The sequence below is a fragment of the Roseovarius sp. genome (genome assembly GCF_030373445.1).
Classification (GTDB): domain Bacteria; phylum Pseudomonadota; class Alphaproteobacteria; order Rhodobacterales; family Rhodobacteraceae; genus Roseovarius.
The window spans coordinates 22948-49400 of record NZ_JAUCYU010000004.1 but is presented as its reverse complement, the minus strand read 5'-3'; the positions used below and the strand labels follow the sequence as shown (position 1 = coordinate 49400).

Below are 26453 nucleotides of genomic sequence, written 5' to 3'. Positions count from 1 at the left end.
AATCGGCTCACCACTTCGTGACATGGTCGTCGGCTCTATTGGTGAGACTCGTGCTTGCTGTCAGAATGATCGCGTTGATTGGGGAGGCCGTTTCGATGATCATGTGTGGCAAGGAAATGAAAGCGGTTGTGCTGGCTGCATTGATCGTTGTCGGCATAGGTGTCCAATGCACCAAGGCGCGTGCGGCGGGTACCGAGATTCTGACAGTGGCCGGGGGTTGCTTCTGGTGCGTCGAGGCGGATTTCGAGAGCGTCAGGGGCGTCAAGGAGGTCGTTTCGGGGTACACTGGCGGTACGACCAAGAATCCGACCTACAAGGAAGTCACGCGTGGCGGAACAGGCCACTACGAGGCAGTCCAGATATTCTATGACCCGGCACGGGTCACCGAAGAGCAATTGCTGCACATGTTCTTCCGTTCGATCGATCCAACCGATGCGGGCGGCCAGTTCTGCGACCGCGGGGCCAGTTACCGGACGGCGATTTTCGCGAAGGACGCCGCAGGGCGACAGGCGGCTGAAGCAGCAAAGGCGGAGGCCGCGCAGGCATTGGGCCGATCCATCGTGACGCCCGTTCTGAACGCCGGGCCCTTCTACAAGGCCGAGGCGTATCACCAGGATTACTACAAGGGCTCCAAGCTGGTGATCACCCGCGCGGGGCCCAAGAAACAATCGACGGCCTACAAGTTCTACCGTGAAGGCTGCAACCGCGATCAGCGCATCAAGCAACTTTGGGGATCGGCAGCGCCCTTCGTCGGAAGCTAGGCCAGAAACGCTTCGACTTCGGCAATCGTCGGGATGGCGTCCGCCGTACCAGTCCGCGTTACGGAAATTGCCGCTGCGGCCGCCGCACGGCGCAGCGCCGTCTGTGGGCTCGACCCGGTCGACAACCCCGCCACCACGTAACCCGTGAACGTATCGCCTGCACCAGTGGTGTCGACTGGCGCCACGGGAAATGCGGGAACCGAAAGCGTCTGCATCAGGCGTGTATCGTGCCAGTCGGCGCCCCGGGCGCCTTTCGTTACCAACACGTTTGCGACTGGCAGGTGCAGAACCTGCGTGCCCAGCACCTCGGCGAGTTGGCCGGCCTCGACCTCGTTCATGATGAGCAGTGTCAAACTTGGCAGAAGCCGTGCCACGGCATCGGCATCGAATGGAGCGGCGGAATAGACCACATTCAAGTCCCTGCCTGCCGCCAGGGCAGCAGCCTCGGCCTGTTGCGACGTTTCATTCTGCAGCAATAGCCAATCGCCTGGCCGTCCCTCTGAAAGCACCTTTGCGACCGTATCCGGGCATTGGTCGAAGTTGGCCCCCGGGAAAATGACGATCTGGTTCTCTCCCTGGCCGTCGATCATCACGATGGCATGCGCCGTGGGCCGGGTGCTGAACTGAATATTCCTCGTATCGACCCCCGCCTCGGCCAAATGTTCGATCAGCCACCGGCCATCGCCGCCAACCGCGCCGATATGGCAAACCTCGGCTCCTGCCCTTGCAATCGCAACGGACTGGTTCGCGCCCTTCCCGCCCAGGCCGGAACTCATCTCGGTTGCGGCCAGTGTCTCTCCGGGACCGGGCAAACGCGGAAGGCGGTAGAAGTAATCCGCGTTGATCGAGCCCAGGTTATATATCATCGGCCTCTCAGCCCACCTTGCAAGCCGCCAGAACGGCCATGTTGAGGATGTCGCTGGCCGTGGATGTCGATGAACAGATCTGGATCGACTTGTCGATGCCGGAAAGGATTGGCCCGATAACCGTCGCGCCTGCCATTTCCTGCATCAGCTTGGTCGAGATCGAGGCAGAGTGCCGCGCCGGAACGACCAGGATGTTCGCCGGACCGGTGAGGCGCTGGAAAGGATAATAATCCTGTGCGGCCTTGTTGAGAGCCACATCAACGGTCATTTCCCCTTCGAACTCGAAATCAACGCCACGGGATTCCAGCACTCTTGGCGCGCGATGCATCTTCTCGGCCCGTTCCGACCGCGGATACCCGAAGGTCGAGAAGGAGACGAAAGCGACACGTGGTTCGATGCCAAGATTGCGCGCAACATGCGCGCCGCGCTCGGCAATGGTGGCCAGGTCTTCCTCGTCCGGCCATTCATGCACGAGAGTATCGGTTATCATGACGATCCGGCCTTTGTGCAGGAGCGCCGTAACACCCACGGCCCCGTGTTCCGCATCTGCGTCGAAAACGTGGTTGATCCGGTCAAGAACATGCGCCGATTTCCGCGTGGCGCCCGTTACCAGCCCATCACCATGCCCATGGGCGAGCATCAGCGCCGAGAACACGTGCCGATCGCGGGCGGCGAGACGGTGAATATCCTGGTGGTCGAACCCCCGGCGCTGAAGCTTACCGTACAGGAACGACTTGTATTCCTCCAGATACTCCGTCTTGGCGGCGTTGGTGATCTCGATCTCTGAAATCGCGTCCCCAAGCCCGGCGGCGTCGAGCTTGTGCTGAACGTCGTCGTCCCGGCCAACCACGATGGCATGGCCAAAGCCGGACCGGGTATACTGCACCGCCGCACGCAGGACACGTGGGTCGTCGCCCTCGGCAAAGATCATCCGGGCCTGGGCATTACGGGCCCGTGCATTGATCGACCGCATGATCGAGGCCGTGGGGTCCAACCTCGATTTCAATGCCTGCTCATAGGCGTCCATATCGACGATAGGGCGCCGGGCGGCGCCGGTATCCATGCAGGCCCGCGCGACAGCAGGCGGAATCGTGTGGATCAAGCGCGGATCAAACGGGGTCGGTATGATATAGTCGCGGCCGAACGAAAGCTTTCGGCCATAGGCTATGGCAACCTCGTCCGGTACATCTTCCCGCGCAAGGCGGGCCAGCGCGTGGGCGCAGGCGATTTTCATTTCGTCGTTGATTGCCCGAGCATGTACATCAAGCGCTCCGCGAAAGAGATAGGGAAAGCCCAGAACGTTGTTCACCTGGTTGGGATAATCCGACCGGCCGGTCGCGACGATAGCATCCTGCCGCACCTCGTGCGCATCTTCCGGAGTGATTTCGGGGTCGGGGTTGGCCATGGCAAAGATCACCGGTTGCGGCGCCATCGATTTGACCATTTCCTGGGTCACGGCGCCTTTGACGGAAACCCCGAGGAAAACGTCGGCGTCTTTCATGGCTTCTGCCAGCGTGCGCAGTTCCGTATCCACCGCATGCGCTGACTTCCATTGGTTCATTCCATCCTGGCGACCCTGGTAGATGACACCCTTGGTATCGCAGGCGATACAGTTCTCGTGCCGTGCGCCCATGGCCTTCAGCAATTCGATACAGGCAATCCCGGCCGCGCCGGCTCCGTTGAGAACGATCTTGCAATCCTCGATCTTCTTGCCCGACAGGTGCAACGCATTGAGAAGCCCTGCCGCACAGATCACCGCAGTGCCGTGCTGATCGTCGTGAAAGACCGGGATATCCATCTGCTCCTTGAGCGTTTGCTCGATGATGAAACACTCCGGCGCCTTGATGTCTTCAAGGTTGATGCCGCCGAAGGTCGGGCCCATCAGCTTAACCGCCTTGATGAAATCTTCGGGCTCTTCGGTGTCGAGCTCGATATCGATGGAGTTGACGTCGGCGAACCGCTTGAACAGCACCGCCTTGCCTTCCATCACCGGTTTGGAACCGAGCGCACCGAGATTGCCAAGGCCAAGCACTGCCGTTCCGTTCGAGATGACCGCCACAAGGTTACCCTTGTTGGTATAGTCATAGGCAAGTTCCGGGTTCCGCGCGATTTCTTCGCAGGGAACGGCCACGCCAGGCGAATAGGCAAGCGAAAGGTCGCGCTGCGTGGTCATCGGTACCGTCGCGGTCACCTCGAATTTGCCGGGCGTCGGCTCAAGATGGAAGGCAAGCGCCTCTTCGCGGGAGAACTTGGGTTTGGGCATGGGGTCCGCTGTCAATTACCGTTGTGTCGGTTGATCCTTAGCGGGGGATTGCGTTCGGCTCAACAGCGGTGAAAATTGGGTTTCGCCTGCCACCCCGCGTTTGTAAGGTCTTTCGAGGTGAGAACGGGGGAAATCGTGACGTCGCAGAAGGCAGCCGTGACGCCGATGATGGCGCAATACCTTGAGATCAAGGCGCAGTATCCCAGTGCGCTTTTGTTCTACCGTATGGGCGATTTCTACGAGCTGTTTTTCGACGATGCCGTGGCCGCCGCCGAAGCCCTGGATATTGCGCTCACGAAACGCGGCAAGCATCTGGGCGAAGACATTGCCATGTGCGGCGTGCCTGTGCATTCCGCCGAAGGTTACCTGCTGACATTAATCCGGAAAGGCTTTCGCGTAGCCGTCTGCGAGCAGATGGAAGACCCGGCCGAGGCAAAGAAACGTGGGGCAAAATCCGTTGTAAAGCGGGACGTCGTGCGGCTCGTCACACCGGGAACATTGACCGAGGAAAGCCTGCTCGAGGCGCGGCGGCACAACTTCCTTGCCAGTTTCTCCCGCGTAAGAGGCGAAAGTGCGCTGGCGTGGGTCGATATTTCGACGGGCAGCTTTCACGTGATGCCTTTGCCGGAGGTGCGCCTTGGCCCGGAACTGGCAAGACTGGCACCGAGTGAACTGATCCTTTCTGAAACAGATGAACTCGAACTCGAGGAACTCACGTCGGAAGCCGGCGTCTCGGTCACGCCCCTGGGCCGCTCCGCATTTGACAGCACGGGCGGCCACGATCGGCTGTGTTCCTTGTTCGGCGTCGAGACCCTTGAGGCATTTGGAAACTTCTCACGACCGGAAATCTCTTCGATGGGGGCCCTGGTCGAATACTTGGAGATCACCCAGAAGGGCAAACTGCCGCTGTTGCGCACTCCCGTCCGCGAGGCGCAGGCGCGCGTCATGCAAATCGATGCCGCGACCCGGCGAAATCTTGAACTGACGCACGCGCTGTCCGGCGGACGTTCAGGCTCACTGCTCTCCGCAGTGGATCGGACGGTGACAGCTGGCGGGGGGCGCCTGATGGAACGGCGTCTGTCCTCGCCGTCCCGCGTGCTCGAGGTGATACAGGAACGGCAGGAGGCAGTGGCCTTCGCCGTGGAACAGGCTCGATTCTGCAATGATTTACGAGAGGCGCTGCGCCGGGTGCCAGACCTCGACCGGGCCCTTTCTCGGCTTGGGGTCGACAGGGGCGGTCCGCGTGACCTGGCGGCAATCCGCAACGGTTTGACCCAAGCTGACCGGATTGCAGCCTTCATGAAGAGTATGGACTTGCCCGACCTGATGGCGCGAGTTGTCGGAGATCTTTCGGGGCATGACGCGCTGCTCGCGCTCCTGGATCAGTCACTTGTCGCAGAACCCCCCCTTCTGGCGCGCGACGGGGGCTTCATTGCCGAAGGCTACGACGAGGAACTCGACGAGGCGCGGCGCCTGCGCGATGAGGGACGCGGTGTGATCGCGGGGATGCAGGCCGATTACGTGGAGCTGACAGGCATCCAAAGCCTGAAGGTGAAGCACAACAACGTGCTGGGTTATTTCGTCGAAGTCACGGCGACGCATGCCGACAAGATGTTGTCCTCTCCGCTGAACGAGACTTTCAAACACCGGCAGACGACGGCCAACCAGGTGCGCTTCACGACAGTCCCGCTGAGCGAGATGGAAACCAAGATTTTGAATGCTGGCGGTCGGGCACTGGACATTGAGAAGCGGCTCTACGAAGGCCTTAAGGCGGCGATTCTGGACGAGGCGGCGCCCCTCTCGCAAGCCTCGACCGCCCTTGCAGAACTCGATCTGGCAACGGCCTTTGCCGACCTCGCCCGGTCCGAGAACTGGTGCCGTCCAAAGGTCGATGCAGGCCGCGCGCTTCTCATCGAAGGTGGGCGACACCCGGTAGTCGAACGTGCATTGCGTTCGCAGAGTGGCGATCCGTTTATCGCCAATGACTGCGCCCTTGGCGACGAAAGCGATATCTGGCTGCTCACTGGTCCCAATATGGCCGGCAAATCGACGTTCCTGCGTCAGAACGCCCTGATTGCCGTGCTCGCACAGATGGGTGCGTACGTGCCGGCCCGGGCCGCGCATATCGGTATGGTGAGCCAGCTTTTCAGCCGCGTCGGTGCGTCCGACGACTTGGCCCGAGGCCGGTCAACCTTCATGGTGGAAATGGTTGAAACCGCGGCGATCCTCAACCAGGCCGACGACCTTGCACTTGTCATCCTCGACGAAATCGGCCGTGGCACCGCCACGTATGACGGCCTCTCGATCGCGTGGGCAACCCTGGAACACCTGCACGAAATCAACCGATGCCGCGCCCTCTTCGCCACGCATTACCACGAGCTGACCAACCTTAGCGAAAAGCTTGACCGGGTAGACAACGCCACTGTCGCCGTCAAAGAGCACGAAGGCGACGTCATCTTCCTGCACGAAGTCCGCAGGGGCGCGGCTGACAGGAGCTACGGCGTTCAGGTTGCCAAGCTGGCCGGCTTGCCGCCATCTGTGGTCGAGCGCGCGCGTGTCGTGCTGGACGCGCTTGAAAAGGGTGAACGCGAGGGTCACGGCAAGCGCGAGGCTTTCATCGACGACCTGCCCCTGTTCGCCGCCAGCCCGCCGCCACAGCCAAAGGCGCCCGCGAAAGAGTCGCTCGCCGAGAAGCGACTGGGCGAGATCCTTCCCGACGAACTGACTCCCCGGGAAGCTCTCGACCTGATCTATGAGCTAAAGGGCTTGGTGAGGGGCTGACTTGTCAGCCCTGGAAGGAAGAAACACCCACCTGCGCTGGCCGCAGGATACGGTCGTGCAACATGAAGCCCTGGGCCGAAACCTGGATGATATCGCCCTGCTTCGTTCCCGGAAGTGGCGCTTCGAACATGGCTTCGTGCTGCTGCGGGTCGAACCGGTCGCCGACCTGCGGGTCGATCACGCGAATGCCGTGCTTCTCGAACACCTTGATCAGCTCGCGCATGGTCAGTTCGATCCCCTCAATCATGGGGCCGGCGACCTCGCGTTGCTCATCCGTCACCGACTCGACCGCGCGCTTCATGTTATCGAAGACCGGCAGCATATCGCGGGCAAGCTTGGACCCGCCGTAATTCTCGGCTTCGGTCCGTTCCTTTGCAGCCCGTTTGCGGGCATTCTCCGCGTCGGCCAGCGCCCGCATGAATTTGTCTTGAAGCGCGTCTCGTTCCGCACGGAGAGTCTCGACCTCGTCCTGCTCCTCAGGGCCATCTTCCGCCAATCGGGCTTCTTCCTCGGCCTCAGCCTCGGCGATGTCGTCCAGGAACCGGTCTTCGTCACGCTCTGCCATTCTTTCACCTCTAACTTCGGTCCGCGATCAGTTTGCCGACGATTTGCGCCGTGTAGTCGACGATCGGCACGATGCGGCCATAGTTCAGGCGCGTCGGGCCGATCACGCCCACCGCGCCAATAATCTTTCGGTCAGCGTTCATATATGGAGAGACCACCAAAGAGGAACCCGAAAGTGAGAAAAGTTTGTTCTCTGAACCGATAAATATTCGTACGCCTTCCCCCTCGTCCGCGAGCTCGAGAAATTCCGCGATATCACGCTTTCGCTCGAGGTCATCGAACAGCGTGCGGATGCGTTCAAGGTCTTCTTCCTCGGTTTCAGGATTAAGCAAATTTGATCGGCCGCGAACGATCAAACGCTCGTAATTGTCTGATTCGCCCTCCCAGATCGCAAGGCCGCTCTCGACCAGTTGCCGGGCGAGCTGGTCGATTTCCTGACGCCTCGATTCGATCTCTTTTGCGATAACGGATTGCAGGCCCGACAAGGTCTTGCCTTCGACTAGCGCGTTTAGAAAGTTCGCGGCCTCTCGCATCGAGCTGGGTGTCTGGCCCGGCGGCGGAGTGAATATCCGGTTTTCGACATGACCGTCGGCAAAGACCAACACCACCAGCGCCCGGTCATGGCCGAGACCCACGAACTCGATATGCTTGATCGGGGCTTCGTGCTTTGGCGCAAGCACAAGCGATGCTCCATGCGTTACACCTGACAAGGCGGAACCGATCCGGTCAAGAGCCGTTCCCACATCGTCGGAGTTGCTGCCAAGTGTCGCGTCGATCATCTGGCGGTCGGTGCTGTTGAGGTCGCCGACCTCGAGCAGCCCGTCAACGAACATCCGCAAGCCTTCCTGCGTTGGGATCCGGCCAGCCGATACGTGCGGGCTGTTCAGCAAGCCCAGGTACTCAAGGTCCTGCATCACGTTGCGAATCGTCGCTGCGCTCACCTTTTCGCTCATGTTGCGCGTCAACGTGCGGGATCCGACAGGATCGCCTGTTGCAAGATAGGTCTCGACAACGCGGCGAAACACTTCGCGCGAGCGTGCGTTCATCTCTTCGAGAACCTTGCCTGCGTCGTTCATTCCGAATGACATCCTGCTTACGTGATCCGCCATTAAAGACGGACAAATGAAAAGGTCAATCGGGGTTGCACTTGCCGAGGGCAGCCATGTATCCCCAACGCACCAGCTAACGAGGTATTTGCCATGCGACCTTCCGGGAGAGACTTAAGCGAGATGCGGCCGGTTTCAATCGAGACCGGGGTCACGAAACATGCGGAAGGCTCCTGTCTGATCAAGGTTGGCGATACGCATGTTCTTTGCACGGCGACGATCGAGGACCGTGTACCGCCTTTCATCAAGGGTTCCGGCCTTGGCTGGGTGACGGCAGAATACGGAATGCTGCCCCGTTCCACCACCAGCCGGATGCGGCGCGAGGCTGCGGCAGGCAAACAGGGGGGACGCACGGTCGAAATCCAGCGCCTCATCGGTCGCAGCCTTCGGGCCGGTATCGACCGCGTGGCACTTGGCGAACGGCAAATCACCGTCGATTGCGATGTGATCCAGGCTGATGGCGGCACGCGTTGTGCATCGATCACAGGCGGCTGGGTGGCGCTTCGCCTCGCAGTTCAGAAACTTATGAAGATCGGCGATGTGATCAGCGACCCGATGACCGACCCTGTTGCCGCTGTAAGCTGCGGAATATACGCGGGCCAGGCGGTTCTCGACCTGGATTATCCGGAAGACAGTGATGCCGGTGTCGACGGAAACTTCATCATGACCGGTTCGGGCCAGCTGATCGAAGTTCAGATGAGTGCCGAAGGCGCGACGTTTTCTCGTGCGCAAATGGACAATCTGATGGATCTGGCACAGAAGGGCGTGGCCGAACTCGTCGAGGCGCAAAACGCGGCGGTCAATGCGTAGGTTCGAATGCGACACGCTATTGGTCGCAACCCATAACGCTGGCAAACTGGAAGAAATCCGGACCTTGCTGAAACCATTTGGCGTAACCGTTATCGGCGCCGCCGAGCAGAATTTGCCCGAACCCGAAGAAACCGAAACAACTTTTGTCGGCAACGCACGCATCAAGGCGCATGCGGCGGCACGGGCCACGGGCCTGCCGGCTTTGTCGGATGATAGCGGTATCGAGATTGATGCTCTGGAGGGCCGGCCTGGAGTTTGGACGGCGGATTGGGCGGAAACAGGGTCTGGCCGCGACTTTGGCGTTGCGATGTCGCGTGCGCATGAAGAGCTCTTGCATACGGGTGCACCGCAACCCTGGAAGGCCCGGTTTTGCTGTACACTCGTTCTTGCCTGGCCCGACGGCCATGACGAGGTTTTTCCGGGAAAGGTCGATGGGCGTGTGGTATGGCCCACGCGGGGCAACCAGGGGCACGGGTACGACCCGATGTTCCAGCCCGACGGATATGACGTGACGTTTGGCGAGATGGATAGCGCAGAGAAAAACCGCATAAGCCACCGTGCCGACGCATTCGCCAAACTCGTGAATGGCTGTTTTGACTGACGATTGGCAGGAAGGTGGCTTTGGCCTCTACATTCATTGGCCGTTCTGCGAAGCCAAGTGCCCCTATTGCGATTTCAATTCTCACGTCAGCCGCTTCATCGATCAAGAACGGTGGAAGAAGGCCTATCTGTCCGAGATAGACCGGTATGCCGAACTGCTTCCTGGCCGGGTGCTGCAAACGGTGTATTTTGGGGGCGGAACACCAAGCCTGATGGACCCAGGAGTTGTCTCGGAGGTCATCGAGAGAATTCGTCGAAATTGGCCAACGTCGAATGACACGGAGATAACGCTCGAGGCAAACCCCGGCTCCGTAGAGGCTGGTCGCTTTGCGGCCTATGCGCAGGCCGGCATCTCGCGCGTGTCAATGGGCATTCAGGCGCTGAACGATGCCGACCTTCATCGGCTTGGCCGAATCCACTCAGTTGCAGAGGCTTATCAAGCATTTGATATTGCTAGGAAATATTTCGATAGAGTCAGTTTTGACCTGATCTATGCCCGCCAGAACCAAACCGTTGCCGCGTGGGGTGAAGAACTTCGGGAAGCGCTATCGATGGCTGTCGATCACCTATCCCTTTACCAGCTGACCATAGAACCCGGCACGGCGTTCGGCGATCGGTATGCCCGTGGCAAGCTGAGCGGTCTGCCCGACGATGACCGCGCGGGTGACATGTACGAAGCGACGCAGGAGATCTGCAACTCCGCCGGCCTGCCGGCCTATGAAGTCTCTAACCACGCGGCTCCCGGCGCGGAGTCGCGGCACAACCTTGTCTACTGGCGGTATGGCGACTACGCGGGGATTGGTCCGGGGGCTCATGGTCGCATCACCATCGCAGGTCAAAGACGCGCCACCGAGGCGTACGCCCAACCCGGCAAATGGCTCAACGCGGTAGAGGCCACGCAACCTGTCGACTCGATTGAACCGATCTCCGGCTCGGAACAGGCTGATGAGTACCTTATGATGGGCCTCCGGGTCAGTGAGGGCATTGATGCGCGTCGGTACAGGGCTATGTCTGGGCAAGACCTGTCGGCGCACACGCTCGCACGGCTTGAGGAGATCGGCATGATCGTGCAGGAAAAGTATCGAGTCAGAGCCACACAACACGGACGCATGGTTCTCAACGCGGTGATCAAAGAGTTGATGTCAGGCTGAATAATGCGGTTCGTGTGGCTCGGCCTTGGATTGCTTTGCGTTGGCCTTGGCTTGGTTGGCGTTGTCCTCCCGCTCGTGCCGACGGTGCCCTTTCTGCTTCTCGCAACATTCTTCTTTGCCCGTTCGTCGGAGCGTCTTCACAGCTGGTTGCTTTCGCATCCGCAATTTGGCCCCGCGATCATCGATTGGCAGGAACGCGGCGCCATAAGCAGGCGGGCAAAGACGCTCGCGACGATATCCATTTCCGCGGTATTCGCTCTATCATTTGCAATGGGACTACGCCAAACGATCCTCGTAGTTCAGGCAATCGTCCTCGGCTGCGTACTGATATTTCTCTGGACTCGGCCTAGTTGCTGACGCTGAGGATCCGGCAAAGATCATCGAGTTGTTCCAGCGTGTCGTAGGCGATGACAATCTGGCCGTTCTCTTTGCCGGGCTTGTGATCGATCAGAACCTTCATCCCCAGGCCAGCCGAGAGATCGCCTTCAAGAGCCTTGGTATCGGCGTCCTTTTCCGATGTTGCCTTTGCCTTGGGTTTGGAGCCTCCGGAAAAGATATTCTCCTGCTCCGCCTTGGCGAGCTTTTCAGCTTCGCGGACTGACAACCCTTTCTTGATTATCTGCTTTGCCAGGGCTACCGGATCTTCTGCCGTGACCAATGTACGCGCGTGGCCGGCCGACAGTTTTCCGTCACGTAGGTAGCTCTGCACCTCCTCGGGAAGTGTCAAAAGCCGGACCGAATTGGCAATATGGCTCCGGCTTTTACCTAGGGCAGTTGCGAGGCGTTCCTGCGTATGACCAAACTTTTCCATCAGCTGACTGTAGCCCGCAGCCTCCTCCACCGGGTTCAGATCTGCCCGCTGAACGTTTTCGATGATCGCAACTTCAAGAACCTCGGTGTCGTCGAATTCCCGGACCAGCGCCGGCACGGCATGCAGCTTCGCCATTTGCGCTGCTCGCCAGCGACGTTCGCCCGCAACGATCTCGAATTGGCCTTCGGTTCTTGGGTTCGGCCGGACGATCAGAGGCTGAATTATGCCCTTTTCCCTGATCGACGCCGCAAGGTCTTCCAGTGCTTCGGGGTCGAATGATCGACGTGGCTGATCGGGATTCGGCGAAATCATTTCGATCGGGATGACCTGGTCGGGGTGTTTGGGATCGGCGGCGTCGTTCCCGTGCCCCTCATTGACATCCGCCATAAGCGCCGAAAGCCCCCGCCCAAGGCCGCGTTTCGGTTTCTTTTCTGCCATTCCGGCCTCTCCTCAGGTCTTCAGGCCGCAACGGGCGTATGGTTTTTCATCAGTTCGGCGGCAAGCTCTCTATATGCTTGCGCCCCCTTGGACGCTGTGTCGTATCGAAGGACCGGAAGCGAGTAGGACGGTGCTTCGCTTACGCGAACATTCCGTGGAATGAGTGTTCTGAACACGAGGTCGCCAAGATTCTCACGGGCGTCCGCCTCAACCTGGGCCGAGAGGTTGTTGCGCATGTCATACATAGTCAGAACGATGCCTTCTATCCGAAGGTTCGGATTCGCTGACTGACGCACCTCTCTCACGGTCAGCATCAGTTGGGAAAGCCCTTCCAGCGCAAAAAACTCCGATTGCAGTGGCACCAAGACCGAATGTGCGGCCACCATCGCATTCACAGTCAGAAGATTCAGGGATGGGGGGCAGTCGATCAGGATATAATCGAAGCTGAACTGGTCTATCGCCGGTTGACGCAGGGCATCGTGAAGAAGATAACTGCGCTTTTCATTTGAAATGAGTTCGATATCGGCGGAACTGAGATCGACTGTTGCCGGAATAATCTGAAGATTCTGCTCTCCGGTTTCCAGTACGACGTCTTCCAAGTCTACTTCATCCAGCAGCAAGTCGTATGTTGTAAAAGTCCGAGCGTCCGGCTCAATACCAAGGCCGGTGGAAGCATTACCCTGCGGATCTAGGTCAACGATTAACACGCGACACCCGGTTTCTGCCAGCGCGGCCCCCAGGTTGATCGTGGTGGTCGTTTTGCCTACACCACCTTTCTGGTTGGCTACGGCAATGATTTTGGGCGTCTTGGGCCGGCTCGGATCAGACACGGGATACTCCTGTAATCCTCAAAATGACGGGGCCATCCTCGGTCACACTTTTAACCTCGTGGTGCTCGAACTTCCACTTCTGTTGTGCTTCAGCCAGCTCTTTTTTCCACGTCACCCCTTTGGGAAACAGGGCCATGCCTCCCTCCCTAAGATTTGCATGCGCGTAGCTCAGCAATGTCGAGAGATCCGTGAGCGCACGAGCCGTCACAACGTCACACCCCAAGTGTGGCAGGTTCTCCACCCGGTCATTCACGACCGTAACAGCCAGATCCGTTTCTCGCGCCACGGTGCGGAGGAAGGCGCATTTTCGGGAATCGCTTTCGACAAGTGTGACATTGCTTGGCGAGTCGAATTCCTTTGCAAGGATAGCAATGACAAGGCCGGGAAAACCTCCGCCAGACCCGAGGTCTGCCCAGTGGTCGACTGGATGAGGTGCCAGTTCATGTAACTGCGCAGAATCGGCAACGTGACGACGCCAGACGTCGTTTACCGTGGATTTCGCGACAAGGTTGATGCGCGGATTCCATTTCTTGAGTAGATCTACGTAGACCTCTAGACGGGCCGATGTTTCACGTGAAACACCCAACGCGGCAGAGTTGCTCATGCGCTTTCTTTGCGCCTGTACTGACGGAGGCGCGCCAATATCAAGGTTAAGGCCGCCGGGGTCATCCCATCGATCCGGCTGGCTTGCGCCAGATTTGAAGGTCGCGCCGCAGAAAGTTTGGAGCTGAGTTCAGTTGAAAGACCAGAGATCGCGTCAAAATCGAAGTCGGACGGTATGATTTGCGCCTCATCTCGCCTCATCATGTCCACGTCCCGCCTTTGCCTTTCTATATAATTGGCATAAAGCGCGTCTTTCGCGATCTGCTCTCGCACTTCTCGGTCAATAAATCCCAATGATGTGTCAAGCTTCAACAGGGTGTCAAACTGCACATCGGGGAAGGACAACAAATGGAAACCGGTGCGACGTGAGCCATCCTGGCTCACTTTGACTCCCGCGGCGTCGAGCTCTTTCGAAGTAAAAGTCCGTTCCTGCAACTTCACCTTGGCTGCATCCACCCGGTGCATCTTATCTTCAAACACACTCTTGCGCTTCGAGCTTACGCAACCGACAGAGATCCCGATGGGCGTCAGCCGTTGATCCGCGTTGTCAGCCCGAAGGGAAAGTCGGAATTCGGCTCGGGAAGTGAACATGCGATAAGGCTCCGTCACCCCCCTGGTTGTCAGGTCATCGACCATCACTCCGATGTAACTGTCTGATCGACTGAAGATAAGCGGCTCTTTCTCACGCACCGCCAGCGCCGCATTCAACCCTGCTACAAGCCCCTGCGCCGCCGCTTCCTCGTAACCCGTGGTTCCGTTAATCTGCCCTGCAAGATACAGCCCAGGCACCGATTTCACTGCAAGCGTAGCGTCCAGCGCTCTAGGATCGACGTAATCATATTCGATCGCATATCCCGGTTGCAGGATGCGTGCCTGCTCTAGGCCGCGGATAGAACGCACGTAGTCTTCTTGCACATCCTCAGGCAGGGACGTGGATATGCCATTCGGATAGATAACATTGTCCGAAAGGCTTTCCGGTTCCAGAAAGATCTGATGGGATGATTTGTCCGAAAATCGAACCACCTTGTCTTCAATAGACGGGCAATACCGCGGCCCGATACCGTCAATGTGCCCCCCATACATAGCGGATCGGTCAAGATTCCCGCGGATGATTTCGTGTGTGATCTCGTTGGTATGCGTTATTCCACAAGATACCTGCTTCGCGAGGACTTCGCGCGAAAGGAATGAAAAGAGTACCGGGTCTTCATCACCGGGTTGTTCTTCGAGAATATCCCAGTTGATCGTTGCGCCATCCAGGCGAGGGGGCGTACCAGTTTTCAGACGACCTAGTTTCAAATCGAACGAGTCGATCCGTTCGGCAAGCCTGACTGACGGTTTGTCCCCCATCCGCCCGCCTGGACGTGACACATCGCCAATATGAATGACGCCGCGCAAGAACGTTCCTGTCGTCAGGATAACCGCGCTCGCCCGAATCCCGGAACCGTCCGCGAGGATCACGCCTGAAACCGCTTCCCCCTCCATGAGAAAATCTGCAGCTTCGCCTTCGATGATCTCAAGATTCAGCTGGGCCTCCATCTCCGACAGCATCTCTTCCCGATAGATTCTTCGGTCAGCTTGGGCGCGCGGGCCTTGAACAGCAGGTCCTTTACGCCTGTTAAGCAGTCGGAACTGGATCCCGGCCCGGTCAGCCACTCGTCCCATAACTCCATCGAGCGCATCGATCTCGCGCACGAGGTGACCTTTCCCCAGCCCGCCAATAGCTGGGTTACAGGACATGACTCCAATGCCCTCGCGCGAAAGTGTAACCAGTGCAGTGCGCACACCCATCCGGGCGGACGCGTGCGCCGCCTCTGCGCCAGCATGCCCACCGCCGATTACGATGACCTCAAAATGTTTCACGTGAAACACTCCTTACTTCCCGAGGCAGAAACTCGCGAAAATCTCGTCCAGAACGTTTTCGATATCGATCCTGCCTACCAGAGAATCAAGAGCACGAATAGCGGTTCGCAGCTCCTCTGCCGCAAGGTCTGCGGAATCTTCTCCGTAAGGCAAAAGCCCCAAGGCTACCTCAAGGGCTGCCACTCCCCGTGTCATGGCATCCTTATGGCGATGCCGCGTGGCAATTCCGTGCCCGGCTGCACGATCACCGAGCAACGTGGAAATCCGGCCAACAAGCTCAGACACGCCCACTCCGGTCTTTCCGGAAATTCCATTCACCGGCGCCCCGTTCAAATCGGCCTTTGCAGTAAGAACGATATCCGTTGGCTCTGGCGTCATTTCAGGAATGTTCCCCGCTTCCACCAGGAAAACACGCAAATCCGCAAGCTTCGCTCGGTCACGAGCGCGGTGAATGCCAATTGATTCCACCGCATCCTCCGTCTCACGCAGACCGGCCGTATCGAGCAACGTCACCGGTAAACCACCGAGATCCATGCGCACCTCGATAACGTCGCGTGTCGTACCCGCATACTCTGAGGTAATTGCAGCCTCACGGCCAGCCAATGCATTGAGCAACGTCGACTTCCCGACATTTGGAGCGCCAACGATAGCAACCTCGAACCCTGTTCGAATACGCTCCGCAATTCCGACACCATCGATCTCTGCTCGAAGTTCTTCGATCACTTCCAGCACGAGGCTCGATACTTCTGGCCCCACGTCTACCGGTACCTCTTCATCGGCAAAATCAATCGTCGCCTCGAGAAGCGCGGCCGCCCGAATGAGCTTTTCGCGCCAACCCTCTGCCTTCCGACCGAGGTCGCCAGACAGCACTCGCATAGCCTGACGCCGCTGCGCCTCTGTCTCGGCATCGATTAGGTCAGCAAGGCCTTCCACCTGGGCCAAGTCGAGCATTCCATTCTCAAGGGCACGGCGCGTAAACTCGCCCGCCTCCGCTGCCCGTAGGCCATCGAGCTGTTCAAGTTCCACAAGCAGTGCGTCCGTAACCGCTTTACTTCCGTGTACTTGAAACTCTGCCGAGCTCTCCCCAGTGAAGCTGTGATCTTCCGTAAACGTCAGGACAAGCGCTTCGTCCAACCGGTGCCCGGTTCGATCTCGCAGAATCCGAAGCGACGCCTTACGGGGTGGCGGCACATCGCCACACAGCAGGTTTACCGCCTCATGTGCTGCCGGCCCTGACACGCGGATGATCGCGACGCCGGCTTTCCCAGGCGCCGTTGAAAGAGCGAATATCGTGTCCATGATCGCGCTCCGAAGAGGCTCCGGGTCAGGTGTTCATTGAATCGAAGAATTCCGAGTTTGTCTTCGTCTGCTTGAGCTTACTCAACAAGAACTCGATCGCATCCGTGGTGCCCATCGGATTGAGAATCCTGCGAAGAACGAAGGTCTTCTGCAGATCGCCCTTGTCGATCAGCAGGTCTTCTTTCCTCGTACCCGACTTGAGGATATCGATCGCCGGGAACACGCGTTTGTCCGCAATCTTACGGTCGAGCACGAGCTCCGAGTTACCGGTGCCTTTGAACTCTTCGAAGATCACCTCATCCATACGGCTGCCGGTTTCAATAAGCGCCGTCGATACGATGGTCAGCGAACCGCCTTCCTCGATATTCCGCGCCGCACCGAAGAACCGCTTCGGCCGTTGCAGCGCATTGGCATCAACACCACCTGTCAGAACCTTGCCGGAAGACGGCACGACAGTGTTGTAAGCTCTACCAAGTCTTGTGATCGAGTCGAGAAGGATTACTACATCTCGCTTATGCTCCACCAAGCGCTTGGCTTTCTCAATAACCATCTCGGCCACGGCAACATGGCGCGCCGCAGGTTCATCGAATGTCGAAGAGATCACTTCGCCTTTGACTGAACGCTGCATGTCTGTCACCTCTTCCGGCCGTTCGTCGATCAGAAGAACGATCAGATAGCATTCCGGATGGTTCCGTTCGATGCTGGCCGCGATGTTCTGCAAGATCACCGTCTTACCTGTCCGCGGCGGCGCCACGATCAGCGAACGCTGGCCCTTCCCGATCGGCGCGACAAGATCGATGACCCGGGCGGACTTGTCCTTGATCGTCGGATCCTCGATCTCCATCTTCAGCCGCTCATCGGGATAAAGCGGCGTCAGGTTGTCGAACGCGATCTTGTGGCGCGCGTGCTCGGGATCCTCGAAATTGATCTGACTGACATTGGTCAGGGCAAAGTAACGCTCGTTGTCGTCAGGTGCGCGGATTTCACCCTCGACGGTATCACCCGTCCGCAGTGAGAACTGGCGGATCGTATCGGGCGACACGTAGATGTCATCCGGGCCCGGCAGATAGTTTGCTTCCGGCGAGCGGAGGAAGCCGAACCCGTCCTGCAACACCTCTAGCACACCATCGCCGAAAACCGTCCAGCCTTCATCCGCACGCTCGCGCAGGATCTGGAACATCATCTCGCCCTTGCGCATCGTCGAGGCATTCTCGATCTCGAGATCCTCTGCCATGGCGAGCAGGTCTGCCGCAGTCTGAGCTTTCAGATCCGACAGGTTCAAACGGTCTTGGGACATGGGAAGACACCTTTTGGCTCTGCGCATCTCATGCGCGGCAACCAATTTCATTCATGGAAAAACAGCATCCCGGACGGGTGCCTGCTCGCGGATATAAGGAGACGTGCCCCTCATGTCAACGAAAGTCAGAAACGCACGACCACGGCAAGAACGATGACCACCATCAGGAGTGTCGGAACCTCGTTCATGATCCTGTACTGTCGGCCGGTCAAGGTATTCTCTCCTGCCGCAAAATCCTTCCGTTTGCGACCGAGCCAGTGATGGAACCACGTCATCGTCAGCACACCCCCGGCCTTGACCCATGGCCAGGCCGAACCCCAGTCCACCACACCGGGCGTGAAGACAAGGCAAAGCCCGAATACCCAGGTGGCGATCATCGCCGGGTTCATGATCACGCGAAGAAGTTTTTCTTCCATCATCTCGAAAACCGGGTCGTTTCCGCCTTTCTGTTCTACGTGGTATACGAACAGCCTTGGCAGATAGAAGATACCCGCCATCCAGGAAATCACGGCCATGATGTGAAATGCCTTGATCCACGGATAGGCTGTGGCAAGCAAGTCTGTCATTGCGCGCTCCGGTGTTTCCAACCCTCCTAATAATAAAAATAGATATAAGAAAGGATGATGTGTTTGTAGGAAGCCAAGAAACTGTGGATTACGTGGTTCTCAACAGGAATATGAACAGAACAAGGCGCTGTGGGGAAACCTGTAGATGAGAATGTCCGTAGCGGATTAGGTAACAATATTACCTATTAATTTCAGAATGTTATCGTTACTTTACTGCCTTGTTACCTTGTGGATAAAAATCTGATCTTCTTCTTGAAAATGTAAGTTGCCAAGTCAGCCAGCTTATCCTTTCCCACAACCTGATAAAGCTTGAAGATCACGTTGGAACGAAGGGCAAATCTTGCAAGCGCAGACGCGCCGTGGAAATGTCCGGGGTCAGTCCGCAACGCATCCAGAAGAAATCCTCGGTTTATCCACATGGCCCAGAAACTCGTGCTTGCATCAGCGTCCGGCATTCGTCAGCAGTTGCTCCGCAATGCGGGCATAAACTTCGAGGTACAGCCCGCCCGCATCGACGAGGTTGCCTTGCGCGATGCAATGCAATCGGATGACGCACCGCCACGGGACATCGCGGATGCGCTGGCTGAAATGAAAGCGCGAAAGATCGCGATGCGCGAGAGAGATGCATTGGTGCTTGGCTGCGACCAGGTGCTGGCGCATCGTGGTGATATCCTCGGAAAGCCGGAAAGCCCGGAAGACGCCAGGGCGCAATTATTGCGATTGCGTGGTGACACCCACCAGCTCTTGTCCGCGGCGGTGATCTACGAAGACGGCGCGCCAGTCTGGCGCCACGTCGGGGTGGTTCGTCTGGCCATGAAGGCGTTCTCGGACGAATACCTGGATGCGTATCTGCAACGCAACTGGGAGAGCATCCGTCACTCGGTTGGAGGATATAAGCTTGAAGAAGAAGGTGTCAGGTTGTTTTCTCAGGTGCAGGGCGATTATTTCTGCGTCCTGGGTTTGCCTTTGCTGGAACTTCTGTCTTTTCTGGGATTGCGTGGGGTAATAGAGACATGAATGACTCAAGGATTCCCCTTGCCGCCGTGATCGGTTCGCCGGTGGCCCATTCCAAGTCGCCGCAGCTGCACAATCACTGGCTCAAGGTAAACGGACTGCCCGGGTTTTATGTCCCGATGGATGTCAAGACGGATGACCTCGAAACCGTGTTGCGATCCCTTCCGAAGATGGGCTTCGTCGGGGCCAACATCACCATTCCGCACAAGGAAAAAGTTCTCGAGATCGCGGACCAGATAACCGATCGCGCAACGCTCATCGGGGCGGCAAACACGCTGATATTCCTGCAAGACGGCAAGATTCATGCCGACAACACAGATGGTTATGGCTTCATCAGCAACATCCGGCAGAATGCCCCGGATTGGGATCCGGCCGCCGGTCCCGCAGCCATACTGGGTGCCGGCGGTGCGGCGCGGGCGGTGGTCACGTCCCTGCTCGATGCCGGCGTGCCCGAGATCCACATTTCCAACCGCACCAGGGTGCGCGCCGAAGCGCTGCGCACCGACTTTGGCAAGCGACTGCAGGTTATCGACTGGGTTCAGGCCGGCAACATGCTCGAAGACGCCACAACGGTCGTGAACACCACGTCGCTGGGAATGATCGGCAAGCCGCCGCTGCGTGTACCGCTGGATGGTCTCCAGCGTGGCGCACTTGTCACCGACCTCGTCTATGCACCGCTGAAGACCAGGTTCCTCGCCGAGGCCGAGGATCTCGGCTGTCAGATCGTTGACGGTCTCGGAATGCTCTTGCACCAGGCCGTGCCTGGCTTCGAGCGCTGGTTCGGCGTGCGCCCCGAGGTCGATAGCGCAACGCGGGCGGCAGCGCTGCGATGATCTTCCGGCTCGGGCTGACAGGGTCCATCGGCATGGGTAAGTCGACCACGGCCCGGTTGTTCGCCGAGGAAGGCTGCGCCGTGTGGGATGCGGATGCCGCCGTTCACCGTCTTTATGCCAAGGGTGGCATCGCGGTCGAGCCCATGTCCGAGGCATTCCCGAACGCGATCGAAGATGGTGCGGTGTCCCGCCCCCGCCTCAAGGATATCCTGGCAAAGGATCCCGGCGCCCTCGCCAGGATCGAGGGCATCGTGCATCCGCTGGTCGGACAGGACCGCGAAACCTTTCTCGAAACCGCCCATGCGGATATCGCCGTGCTCGATATTCCCCTGCTCTTCGAAACCGGAGGCGAAGGCGCGATGGATGCCGTTGTCTGTGTCACCGCCCCGCCCGACGTACAGCGCGCCCGCGTATTGGAGCGCGGCACCATGACCGAGGCGCAATTCGAAGCCATCCTCGCCAAGCAGTTGCCCGATGCGGAAAAACGCCGCAGGTCCGACTTTGTCATCGTGACCGACTCCCTTGAGCATGCACGCGAACAGGTTCAGGATGTGGTGAAGCAAATCAGGAACAGGCTGAAGCATGCGTGAGATCGTACTCGACACCGAGACCACGGGATTCAATCCGAACGAAGGCGACCGCATCGTCGAGATCGGAGCGGTCGAGCTTTACAATCACATGCCGACCGGCCGCACGTATCACCAGTATATCAATCCTGAACGATCCATGCCGCAAGAAGCGTTCGAGGTGCATGGGTTGGGCGATGACTTCCTGCGTGACAAGCCTGTCTTCGCGAAGATCGCACAGGACTTCGTAACGTTCGTTGGCGACGCGAAGCTCGTCATTCACAATGCGGCGTTCGACATGAAGTTCATCAACGCCGAACTGGGGTGGGTCAAACTGCCGTCTATCCCCTGGGAACAGGCGATCGACACGCTCGACATTGCCCGGAGAAAATTTCCGGGTTCTCCTGCCAGCCTCGACGCGCTTTGCCGCCGGTTCGGCATAGACAATTCGTCGCGCACCCTGCACGGCGCCTTGCTCGATTCCGAGATCCTCGCCGAGGTCTACCTCGAACTCATCGGCGGGCGGCAACCCGACTTCGGCCTTACGGCGGCACAGTCGCCGACGGCAGGAGATCGAACCGAATACGAGGAAACCTGGCGTCCGCAGCCGCGCCCGAACGCCCTGCCCCCGCGACTGACCGAAGCCGAAGCCGCCGCCCACGCGGCCTTTGTCGAAGACATGGGCGACGGCGCGATGTGGAAAAAAACCGGTTAGGCGTCGGGCGTCTCGGGCTGGCCCGAGGCTGATTGCCGGCGGGCAATCTCGTTCCGGTAAAGCTGTACCCAGTCGATGTTCTCGAGGTTCAACGGCGGGAAGCCCCCGTCGCGCGTGACGTCGCTGACGATCCGGCGCAGGAACGGGAAGGTCATGCGCGGGCACTCAATCAGCAGGAACGGATGAAGCTGTTCGTCCGGCACACCCTCGATGTGGAAGACGCCCACGTACTCTAGCTCCAGCAGGAACAGGTGCTGTTCCGTGCCCTTGTTCTTGGAACTGACCCGCAGCTTGGTGACGACCTCGTAAGTGTCGGGGTTTTGCCGTTTCTTGGCGTCGAGGTTCACAGAAACCTCGATATCCGGCGTCACTTCGCCGCCAGTGCCCTGTTGCGCGAGGATGTTCTCGAATGACATGTCACGCACGAACTGCGTCACGATGTTCATCTTGACCTGCGGCGGCTGCTGGGGCTGTTGCGGCTGTGCGCCGCCGTTTTCATGTTCGGCCATGAAGCTCTCCGATAAGCGAACTTAAATCGAGAGTTGGCTTAGCAGGAAGGCAATCCGGCCTCAATGCCTAGTCCAGCCCGACGATCCTTGCGTGGATCGGTCGCTGTCACTGCGGTCGAGATCTTCGTACTCTCCCTCGATCACCTCAGGCCCTTGCGGGTGCCGATGCGGCGGCTGCCGGCGCGGCCCGTCGGGGCCCATTTCGAACCTTTGCACATGCACCCGCTTTCGCAGGTAATTGAACGCGGCGTGCCGCACCGGCGGCATAAGCAATGCAAAACCGACCGCATCGGTAAAGAACCCGGGCGTGAGCAACAACGCCCCGGCAAAAAGGATCATCGCACCATGCGCCAAGGGTTCGGTCGGGTCGTTCAGGCGTGAGAAGGACGAGCGCAGTTGCCCCATGGCCATCGCACCCTGCGTGCGCACCAGCCACGTGCCGATGATGGCCGTCAGCACCACGATCCCCAGCGTTGGCCACAACCCGATCGCACCGCCCACCTGGATGAACAGGGCGATCTCGATCAGCGGAACCGCAAGGAACGCAAGGAACAACCACATTGAAAAAACCTCGTATCGGGGCCCACCCTGTACGGTGGACTTGCCTGCATCAGTCACCTACATAGGTTTGCAAACCATGTGTTACCATGCCCCGCATGTGAAGAGGTGCCTATGAATTCCCCGCTACTGCAGCTTTTGGTGCTGGCAGGCATTGCCATCTTCCTGATCCTGCGCCTGAAAAGCGTTCTCGGCACGCGGGACGGGTTCGAAGGTCCGCCGCGCCGCGGTGCGCCCGAACCTGCCAAGAATGACCGACGTCAGGAGTTCGAGGTGATCGAAGGCGGGCCTGATCACGACATAACCGACCACGTGCCGGAAGATTCCGAGGCCGCGGCCGCGCTCGCCGACATGAAGCGCATCGAGCCCTCCTTCACGGTGACGGATTTCCTTCAGGGCGCCCGGGGGGCCTATGAATGGATCCTGATGGCCTTCGAAAACGGCAACCTCGACCAGGTTGCGCCCTTCCTTGCGGAAGATGTCTACGAGGCCTTCGCACAGGTCGTGGATTCCCGCCAAGAACAAGGGCTTACCGTCGAGGCAGAATTCGTGGGCGTCCGGGGAACCACCCTGGCCGACGCCCGGTTCGACAACACTTCCAACCGCGCTGAGGTGACGGTCAGGTTCATCGGCGAACTGATTTCCGTCGTGAAGGACCAGAACGGCGAGATTATCGAAGGCAAGCCGGGCCAATCCAAACGTCAGAAAGACACCTGGACGTTCGAGCGGGTCATGGGGTCGGGTGATCCCAACTGGCGGCTTGTCGCGACGGGCGAATGATCCGGCGGTTCTGGGCCGCGCTTTGTGTGTGGATGCTGGCGGCCGCAACCGCCGCGTCCGAGGACGTGACGCACAAGATTTTAGAATTCGATGACCTGGAAGGCTGGAATTTCGATGCCCATGACCGGGCGCTCGAGGCTTTCCTCGTCACCTGCCCCGACCTCCGTGACCCGGACTGGCGATCGCTCTGCGCGCTTGCCCAGCAGGAACCGGACGCCAAAACGTTTTTCGAACTGTTTTTTCGCCCGATGCTGATCGAGAACGGCAGCCGGGCCATGTTCACCGGGTATTTCGAACCTGAGCTCGATGGCGCCCTGTCTCCGAGTGCGCAGTATCGCTATCCCGTTTACCGGGAACCGGAGATCGCAAAGGTCTCGAACCCGTGGCTGACCCGTCGCGAGATCGAAACCGGCGATTTCATGCGCGGCAAAGGCTACGAGATTGCCTGGGTGGACGATCCGGTCGAGCTGTTTTTTCTTCAGATACAGGGCTCCGGCCGCATCCGGCTTTCCGATGGTCGACGGATCCGGGTGGGATACGGCGGATCGAATGGCCACCCCTATCGATCCATCGGGATCGAACTGGTGCGACGCGGCATTTACAAACCGCACCAGGTATCGGCCGAAGTCATAAAGAACTGGGTCAAGCGCAACCCGCAAGCCGGACGCGAGCTTCTGTATCACAACCCGTCCTACGTCTTTTTCCGTCGTGTCGATCAGGTGCCGCCCGAGGACGGTCCGCTTGGGGCGATGAACCGGTCGGTTACCCCGAAACGCACCATCGCGGTAGATCCGGCTTATACCCCGCTGGGGGCCCCGGTCTGGGTCGAGAAGAAGGGGGACGATCCGTTCAACCGCCTGATGATCGCACAGGATACCGGCTCGGCCATCAAGGGGCCGCAGCGGGCGGACGTTTTTTTTGGCACGGGGGATGCCGCCGGCAAGGCTGCGGGGATGTTGAAGGACCCCGGACGGATGGTGGTGCTGCTTCCGATCCAGCGGGCCTTTGCCACGGCGACGGAGCCGTATCAGTGAGCCGCCGGAAGCTTCGGCCGGACGAGCTTGAGCTCTGGAACAAGGTGGCGAAAACGACGGAGCGGATGCATCCGGCCAAACCCGCTAAAACCAAGCAGGGGCTACCTTTTCGTGAAGAGAAGAAAAGCCCCGATCAACCCCGCCAGGAGCCGATAGAGCGTTTCGAGATCGGGCAGAAATCCAAGACCAGGGGGGCGCGCCACGACGTGCTGCCGGGTCTGCCCGAGCAGATCGCCGCGGCGCCGGTTCAGATGGACCGTAAGGCCTATGACCGTCTGAAGCGTGGCAAGCTCAAGCCGGAGGGCCGGATCGATCTGCACGGCATGACGCTGGACCAGGCGAAGCCGGCGCTGCAGTCGTTCATCATGAAATCCTTTGCCCGCGAGCGGCGGTTGGTGCTGGTCATCACCGGGAAAGGCAGGCAGTCGGAGGACGATGGCCCCATCCCGCAGCGACCTGGCATCCTGCGCCACGCGGTGCCGAACTGGTTGCGGTCGCCGCCGCTCTCGCAGATGGTCTTGCAAATCTCCGAAGCCCATGCGCGGCATGGCGGGGGTGGGGCCTACTACGTGTATTTACGGCGAAAACGCTAGCAGGGGACGGGCGCGGGAGACGCCGATCATCATCATGATCGTCGTGAAGACAAAGTAGACTGCGACCAGCATATACTGGGTTTCAAGTCCCAGGCCGAGGTCGATGCCGAGGCCGGTGATGCCGGGGCCGATGGCGGAGCCGAAGACCATGACGGCCGCCGCCATTGCCTTGATCGAGCCCAGGCGGCCGGTGCCGTAGAACTCGGCCCAGAAGGCGTTGGGCAGGGTGGTGTTGAAGCCCGTGGTGAGGCCCATGAACAGGAAGCCCATCAGCACGGCCAGGGGCGTTTCGGCCATCGCGAAGACCAGGAAGGCGGCGATCATCGGGATCTGCATGAAGGGGATCAGGCGGGGTGTGCCGAACCGGTCGAGCCCCCAGCCGGAGGCTATCATGGCAAGGATGCTGACCACCGTGTAGATCGGAAACATCGCAACCAGTTCAACATGTTCGACCGCCTTGATCTCGGCGAAATGGACCTGGTGAAAGAAGAAGGCGGTGACGAAGGCGGAGGGACCGAGAAGCGCCGGGATCATGAACCAGAACAGGAAATGGGTGACGGTCTGGTGGCGGGTCCAGTGGCGGCCTTCCATGCCGAGGGACTGGTCGGACTGGGCCCAGGATTGCGGGGTGCGTTCCTGCCGGAGGAGCAGTAAAACAAGGGGTATGCCGAGGATCGCGATGAGTGCCGCGCCGCCCCAGAGCAGCCGCCAGTCATAGATCGCCATCAGTGCCACGAAGCCCAGCGGCAGCAGCGCCTCGCCCATCGCGAAGCCCAGCGTGGCGACCGACAGGGCCTTGCCGCGGCTGGCGATGAACCAGCGGGACATGGCCACCACGGCGATATGACTGGTCATCCCCTGCCCCGTGAAGCGCAGCGCGAAGATCACCAGGATCAGCCCCCACCACACCGGGTTCAGGGCCATGGAAACGCAGGCAAACCCCAGAAAAACAAGGATGATCGGTGCCAGAACGCGCACCCGGAAATGATCGGTCAGACCGCCCGCCCAGACCATCACCAGCGCCGAGGCGGTGGTGCCCAGCGTGTAGATGCCGCCCCATTGGCCGTGGGAGAGGTCGAAGGCTTCGCGTATGTGGCCGGCGAAGATCGAGATGAAGAAGGTCTGGCCGAAACTGCTGAGAAAAGTCAGCAGGACGCCGGCGGTCAGCCACGGGGCATTGTCGCGGAGGAAGGCGAGAATGGGCATGCCCTTTCGTCGCCCGAAAACGGGGGGAAGTGAAGCGAA

Annotated in this window: 27 protein-coding genes; 13 read left to right on the top strand and 14 right to left on the bottom strand. The window is 59.3% G+C overall.

Annotation, left to right across the window (positions count from 1 at the left end; all coding sequences use genetic code 11):
• Positions 1-95 precede the first annotated feature (95 nt).
• Complete coding sequence (gene msrA, locus QUV18_RS08635; protein WP_300893791.1) at positions 96-761, top strand: peptide-methionine (S)-S-oxide reductase MsrA; 666 nt, start codon at positions 96-98, stop codon at positions 759-761.
• On the opposite strand, the gene QUV18_RS08630 is transcribed toward msrA, so the two are convergent.
• Both QUV18_RS08630 and QUV18_RS08625 read right to left on the bottom strand, forming a co-directional pair.
• Positions 758-1627 carry a ribokinase gene (locus tag QUV18_RS08630; RefSeq protein ID WP_300893330.1) on the bottom strand — a complete coding sequence of 290 codons (870 nt, stop codon included), beginning with the start codon at positions 1625-1627 and terminating at the stop codon, positions 758-760. The genes msrA and QUV18_RS08630 overlap by 4 nt on opposite strands.
• 7 nt (positions 1628-1634) lie before the next feature.
• Positions 1635-3890 carry an NADP-dependent malic enzyme gene (locus QUV18_RS08625; protein ID WP_300893328.1) on the bottom strand — a complete coding sequence of 752 codons (2256 nt, stop codon included), beginning with the start codon at positions 3888-3890 and terminating at the stop codon, positions 1635-1637.
• Between the two features lie 165 nt (positions 3891-4055).
• Between QUV18_RS08625 and mutS the strand changes: the two genes are divergently transcribed.
• Positions 4056-6671: a DNA mismatch repair protein MutS gene (gene mutS, locus QUV18_RS08620; protein ID WP_300893790.1), complete on the top strand. Its 2616-nt coding sequence runs from the start codon at positions 4056-4058 to the stop codon at positions 6669-6671.
• Between the two features lie 4 nt (positions 6672-6675).
• Here the strand turns inward: mutS and QUV18_RS08615 are convergent, their stop codons facing one another.
• Positions 6676-7236 (bottom strand): nucleotide exchange factor GrpE, encoded by a 561-nt coding sequence (locus QUV18_RS08615; RefSeq protein WP_300893327.1) that lies wholly within the window; start codon positions 7234-7236, stop codon positions 6676-6678.
• A 10-nt stretch (positions 7237-7246) separates the two neighbouring features.
• Positions 7247-8311, bottom strand: coding sequence for a heat-inducible transcriptional repressor HrcA (hrcA, locus tag QUV18_RS08610; protein WP_300893325.1), 1065 nt, complete (start codon positions 8309-8311; stop codon positions 7247-7249).
• Between the two features lie 123 nt (positions 8312-8434).
• Between hrcA and rph the strand changes: the two genes are divergently transcribed.
• From rph to QUV18_RS08590, 4 genes are read left to right on the top strand one after another with little or no spacing between them, the layout of a single operon-like run.
• Positions 8435-9151 carry a ribonuclease PH gene (rph, locus tag QUV18_RS08605; protein ID WP_300893324.1) on the top strand — a complete coding sequence of 239 codons (717 nt, stop codon included), beginning with the start codon at positions 8435-8437 and terminating at the stop codon, positions 9149-9151.
• The gene (rdgB, locus tag QUV18_RS08600) at positions 9144-9752 is read left to right on the top strand and encodes an RdgB/HAM1 family non-canonical purine NTP pyrophosphatase (RefSeq protein ID WP_300893323.1); all 609 of its coding nucleotides are present in this window, start codon (positions 9144-9146) and stop codon (positions 9750-9752) included. The genes rph and rdgB overlap by 8 nt, the downstream gene beginning before the upstream one ends.
• Positions 9736-10902 (top strand): radical SAM family heme chaperone HemW, encoded by a 1167-nt coding sequence (gene hemW / locus QUV18_RS08595; RefSeq protein ID WP_300893322.1) that lies wholly within the window; start codon positions 9736-9738, stop codon positions 10900-10902. The genes rdgB and hemW overlap by 17 nt, the downstream gene beginning before the upstream one ends.
• A gap of 3 nt (positions 10903-10905) precedes the next feature.
• Positions 10906-11259 (top strand): YbaN family protein, encoded by a 354-nt coding sequence (locus QUV18_RS08590; protein WP_300893320.1) that lies wholly within the window; start codon positions 10906-10908, stop codon positions 11257-11259.
• Here QUV18_RS08590 and QUV18_RS08585 read toward each other — a convergent pair.
• The 7 genes from QUV18_RS08585 to hemJ form a co-directional block, all read right to left on the bottom strand.
• Entirely contained in the window at positions 11249-12151 is a 903-nt protein-coding gene (locus tag QUV18_RS08585) for a ParB/RepB/Spo0J family partition protein (protein WP_300893319.1), read from the bottom strand. The genes QUV18_RS08590 and QUV18_RS08585 overlap by 11 nt on opposite strands.
• Positions 12152-12171: 20 nt before the next feature.
• The gene (locus tag QUV18_RS08580; RefSeq protein WP_300893317.1) at positions 12172-12981 is read right to left on the bottom strand and encodes an AAA family ATPase; all 810 of its coding nucleotides are present in this window, start codon (positions 12979-12981) and stop codon (positions 12172-12174) included.
• Complete coding sequence (gene rsmG, locus QUV18_RS08575; RefSeq protein WP_300893316.1) at positions 12974-13585, bottom strand: 16S rRNA (guanine(527)-N(7))-methyltransferase RsmG; 612 nt, start codon at positions 13583-13585, stop codon at positions 12974-12976. The genes QUV18_RS08580 and rsmG overlap by 8 nt, the downstream gene beginning before the upstream one ends.
• Positions 13582-15453, bottom strand: coding sequence for a tRNA uridine-5-carboxymethylaminomethyl(34) synthesis enzyme MnmG (mnmG, locus tag QUV18_RS08570; RefSeq protein ID WP_300893314.1), 1872 nt, complete (start codon positions 15451-15453; stop codon positions 13582-13584). Before mnmG ends, rsmG begins: the two co-directional genes overlap by 4 nt.
• A gap of 3 nt (positions 15454-15456) precedes the next feature.
• Positions 15457-16743, bottom strand: coding sequence for a tRNA uridine-5-carboxymethylaminomethyl(34) synthesis GTPase MnmE (mnmE, locus tag QUV18_RS08565; protein WP_300893313.1), 1287 nt, complete (start codon positions 16741-16743; stop codon positions 15457-15459).
• Between the two features lie 25 nt (positions 16744-16768).
• Positions 16769-18040 carry a transcription termination factor Rho gene (gene rho / locus QUV18_RS08560; protein ID WP_300893311.1) on the bottom strand — a complete coding sequence of 424 codons (1272 nt, stop codon included), beginning with the start codon at positions 18038-18040 and terminating at the stop codon, positions 16769-16771.
• Between the two features lie 125 nt (positions 18041-18165).
• Positions 18166-18606 (bottom strand): protoporphyrinogen oxidase HemJ, encoded by a 441-nt coding sequence (gene hemJ / locus QUV18_RS08555; RefSeq protein WP_300893309.1) that lies wholly within the window; start codon positions 18604-18606, stop codon positions 18166-18168.
• A 417-nt stretch (positions 18607-19023) separates the two neighbouring features.
• Between hemJ and QUV18_RS08550 the strand changes: the two genes are divergently transcribed.
• The 4 genes from QUV18_RS08550 to dnaQ are packed head-to-tail and all read left to right on the top strand — an operon-like array spanning position 19024 to position 21734.
• Complete coding sequence (locus QUV18_RS08550; protein ID WP_300893308.1) at positions 19024-19623, top strand: nucleoside triphosphate pyrophosphatase; 600 nt, start codon at positions 19024-19026, stop codon at positions 19621-19623.
• Positions 19620-20453: a shikimate dehydrogenase gene (locus QUV18_RS08545; protein ID WP_300893307.1), complete on the top strand. Its 834-nt coding sequence runs from the start codon at positions 19620-19622 to the stop codon at positions 20451-20453. Before QUV18_RS08550 ends, QUV18_RS08545 begins: the two co-directional genes overlap by 4 nt.
• Positions 20450-21043 carry a dephospho-CoA kinase gene (gene coaE / locus QUV18_RS08540; protein ID WP_300893305.1) on the top strand — a complete coding sequence of 198 codons (594 nt, stop codon included), beginning with the start codon at positions 20450-20452 and terminating at the stop codon, positions 21041-21043. Before QUV18_RS08545 ends, coaE begins: the two co-directional genes overlap by 4 nt.
• Positions 21036-21734, top strand: coding sequence for a DNA polymerase III subunit epsilon (dnaQ, locus tag QUV18_RS08535; RefSeq protein WP_300893303.1), 699 nt, complete (start codon positions 21036-21038; stop codon positions 21732-21734). Before coaE ends, dnaQ begins: the two co-directional genes overlap by 8 nt.
• Here the strand turns inward: dnaQ and secB are convergent.
• Entirely contained in the window at positions 21731-22243 is a 513-nt protein-coding gene (gene secB / locus QUV18_RS08530) for a protein-export chaperone SecB (RefSeq protein WP_300893302.1), read from the bottom strand. The genes dnaQ and secB overlap by 4 nt on opposite strands.
• Before the next feature lie 60 nt (positions 22244-22303).
• Entirely contained in the window at positions 22304-22804 is a 501-nt protein-coding gene (locus QUV18_RS08525; RefSeq protein ID WP_300893301.1) for an FxsA family protein, read from the bottom strand.
• A gap of 111 nt (positions 22805-22915) precedes the next feature.
• Here QUV18_RS08525 and QUV18_RS08520 point away from each other — a divergent pair, with 111 nt between their 5' ends.
• From QUV18_RS08520 to QUV18_RS08510, 3 genes are read left to right on the top strand one after another with little or no spacing between them, the layout of a single operon-like run.
• Complete coding sequence (locus QUV18_RS08520; RefSeq protein WP_300893299.1) at positions 22916-23581, top strand: Tim44/TimA family putative adaptor protein; 666 nt, start codon at positions 22916-22918, stop codon at positions 23579-23581.
• Positions 23578-24615, top strand: coding sequence for an MltA domain-containing protein (locus QUV18_RS08515; protein ID WP_300893297.1), 1038 nt, complete (start codon positions 23578-23580; stop codon positions 24613-24615). Before QUV18_RS08520 ends, QUV18_RS08515 begins: the two co-directional genes overlap by 4 nt.
• On the top strand, positions 24612-25208 hold the full coding sequence (locus QUV18_RS08510; RefSeq protein ID WP_300893296.1) for a Smr/MutS family protein: 597 nt from the start codon (positions 24612-24614) through the stop codon (positions 25206-25208). Before QUV18_RS08515 ends, QUV18_RS08510 begins: the two co-directional genes overlap by 4 nt.
• Here QUV18_RS08510 and QUV18_RS08505 read toward each other — a convergent pair.
• The gene (locus QUV18_RS08505; protein ID WP_300893295.1) at positions 25191-26414 is read right to left on the bottom strand and encodes an MFS transporter; all 1224 of its coding nucleotides are present in this window, start codon (positions 26412-26414) and stop codon (positions 25191-25193) included. The two genes, QUV18_RS08510 and QUV18_RS08505, sit on opposite strands and share 18 nt — an antisense overlap.
• Between the last annotated feature and the right edge of the window lie 39 nt (positions 26415-26453).

Coding starts and splice junctions, on each gene's coding strand:
- msrA (WP_300893791.1), top strand. CDS start 96: ATGATCATGTGTGGCAAGGAAATGAAAGCGGTTGTGCTGGCTGCATTG.
- QUV18_RS08630 (WP_300893330.1), bottom strand. CDS start 1,627: ATGATATATAACCTGGGCTCGATCAACGCGGATTACTTCTACCGCCTT.
- QUV18_RS08625 (WP_300893328.1), bottom strand. CDS start 3,890: ATGCCCAAACCCAAGTTCTCCCGCGAAGAGGCGCTTGCCTTCCATCTT.
- mutS (WP_300893790.1), top strand. CDS start 4,056: ATGATGGCGCAATACCTTGAGATCAAGGCGCAGTATCCCAGTGCGCTT.
- QUV18_RS08615 (WP_300893327.1), bottom strand. CDS start 7,236: ATGGCAGAGCGTGACGAAGACCGGTTCCTGGACGACATCGCCGAGGCT.
- hrcA (WP_300893325.1), bottom strand. CDS start 8,311: ATGAACGACGCAGGCAAGGTTCTCGAAGAGATGAACGCACGCTCGCGC.
- rph (WP_300893324.1), top strand. CDS start 8,435: ATGCGACCTTCCGGGAGAGACTTAAGCGAGATGCGGCCGGTTTCAATC.
- rdgB (WP_300893323.1), top strand. CDS start 9,144: ATGCGTAGGTTCGAATGCGACACGCTATTGGTCGCAACCCATAACGCT.
- hemW (WP_300893322.1), top strand. CDS start 9,736: ATGGCTGTTTTGACTGACGATTGGCAGGAAGGTGGCTTTGGCCTCTAC.
- QUV18_RS08590 (WP_300893320.1), top strand. CDS start 10,906: ATGCGGTTCGTGTGGCTCGGCCTTGGATTGCTTTGCGTTGGCCTTGGC.
- QUV18_RS08585 (WP_300893319.1), bottom strand. CDS start 12,151: ATGGCAGAAAAGAAACCGAAACGCGGCCTTGGGCGGGGGCTTTCGGCG.
- rsmG (WP_300893316.1), bottom strand. CDS start 13,585: ATGAGCAACTCTGCCGCGTTGGGTGTTTCACGTGAAACATCGGCCCGT.
- mnmE (WP_300893313.1), bottom strand. CDS start 16,743: ATGGACACGATATTCGCTCTTTCAACGGCGCCTGGGAAAGCCGGCGTC.
- rho (WP_300893311.1), bottom strand. CDS start 18,040: ATGTCCCAAGACCGTTTGAACCTGTCGGATCTGAAAGCTCAGACTGCG.
- hemJ (WP_300893309.1), bottom strand. CDS start 18,606: ATGACAGACTTGCTTGCCACAGCCTATCCGTGGATCAAGGCATTTCAC.
- QUV18_RS08550 (WP_300893308.1), top strand. CDS start 19,024: ATGGCCCAGAAACTCGTGCTTGCATCAGCGTCCGGCATTCGTCAGCAG.
- QUV18_RS08545 (WP_300893307.1), top strand. CDS start 19,620: ATGAATGACTCAAGGATTCCCCTTGCCGCCGTGATCGGTTCGCCGGTG.
- coaE (WP_300893305.1), top strand. CDS start 20,450: ATGATCTTCCGGCTCGGGCTGACAGGGTCCATCGGCATGGGTAAGTCG.
- dnaQ (WP_300893303.1), top strand. CDS start 21,036: ATGCGTGAGATCGTACTCGACACCGAGACCACGGGATTCAATCCGAAC.
- secB (WP_300893302.1), bottom strand. CDS start 22,243: ATGGCCGAACATGAAAACGGCGGCGCACAGCCGCAACAGCCCCAGCAG.
- QUV18_RS08525 (WP_300893301.1), bottom strand. CDS start 22,804: ATGTGGTTGTTCCTTGCGTTCCTTGCGGTTCCGCTGATCGAGATCGCC.
- QUV18_RS08520 (WP_300893299.1), top strand. CDS start 22,916: ATGAATTCCCCGCTACTGCAGCTTTTGGTGCTGGCAGGCATTGCCATC.
- QUV18_RS08515 (WP_300893297.1), top strand. CDS start 23,578: ATGATCCGGCGGTTCTGGGCCGCGCTTTGTGTGTGGATGCTGGCGGCC.
- QUV18_RS08505 (WP_300893295.1), bottom strand. CDS start 26,414: ATGCCCATTCTCGCCTTCCTCCGCGACAATGCCCCGTGGCTGACCGCC.